We start from the raw sequence: 1,202 nt of genomic DNA, 5'->3' as shown, positions 1-1,202 counted from the left end.
GGGGTGGGGGAGGTGGGGGAGGTAGGGGAGAAATTTTCTTCTTCGTCCTGAACTCCTGAACGCCTGAACTCCTGAACTCCTGACTCCTGACTCCTGACTCCTGACTCCTCTTATAAAAATTAAATTGCCGCCCAGGGTCAACTAGGCGGCGTTAAGTTTTTTCAATTTTAAGAATTGTTAAGAACTATGAGGAATTCTTTCTATTTCTGCATAACCACTAAAAATCAATCTTTGACCTTCTGTTTCTAAACGATTTAGTCGCATTTTTACCCCATCTAAATCAAAGCGATCTAAATCAACCATATTATCCAAAATTTCTACCAATGCCACACTTAAAGTCTGGGAAATTTCTCTTTGTGCTTCTGGAACTCCCTCAAGTTCAATCTTCGGTTCTTTGAAAGAAACCCGCCTTCTTCTTTCAATCCCGACACTAATGGTCATACTTAGGGGTATGAGTTCGCCGTTGTTTAAATCGGCTTTAGCTACTAAATGCAAGCGATTTTCGGGTAATAGCTTGACTTCAACTTCAGTAAAAGAAATTGGTTCACCACCAGATATGGCAATCAAAGTGGGTTCAGAAAGGTTCAGCAAGCGCTTTTTCACCAGTTCCGACTCAAAAGCCCGATTAATGCCTTCTTCTGATAGAATTACCTGGGCTACAGCCTGGGTGGGTTGTTTGAGGGTAAGTTTACCACTTAAAACCGAGCCGAAGTCAATGGCGACTGCATCGGTTTCAAAAGACATTTCCTCTACTGCGAAATCTTTGCGAATTACTAAGCCGCGACCGTTCATTTTAAAGCTATCAATGCTGCCTTGCAACAGTTTGCTGGAGGGATAGCAGCGCACAAAGACTTCTACCGACTCGCTTTGGGTAAACAGGTGGCGAATCGTTTGGCTGGCGACTGTGTTGAGCATTCGCTCTCCCCAATCGGTGCTTTTGGTATCTGTTAAACCAGTAAGTCCGCCGAACATTAGGTTTTAGTCTCTAGAAGTTCTTTATATTTTTGTAACAAATTGTGAACAATTATGCAAGCGATCCCCTGATTTAATCTGCTGATGGGTTAGAACAGGATAACTGATGGTTGATTGGTTATTGGTCAGTGGTCAGTTGTCATTGGTCAGTTGTCATTGGTCATTGGGAAAATTCTTTCTCCCCCTACCTCCCCTACCTCCTCCAATTCCCCCTACCTCCTCCATTTCCC

General features: G+C 43.3%; 1 protein-coding gene. It reads right to left on the bottom strand.

The window, feature by feature from the left end:
• Positions 1-177 precede the first annotated feature (177 nt).
• The gene (locus tag FJR05_RS12515; protein WP_168644408.1) at positions 178-972 is read right to left on the bottom strand and encodes a DUF2993 domain-containing protein; all 795 of its coding nucleotides are present in this window, start codon (positions 970-972) and stop codon (positions 178-180) included.
• Positions 973-1,202: the final 230 nt, after the last annotated feature.

This window comes from Dolichospermum sp. UHCC 0259, from assembly GCF_009711935.1.
Classification (GTDB): domain Bacteria; phylum Cyanobacteriota; class Cyanobacteriia; order Cyanobacteriales; family Nostocaceae; genus Dolichospermum.
Note: the sequence above shows the minus strand (reverse complement) of the source record. Positions and strands in the feature narration are given on the sequence as shown.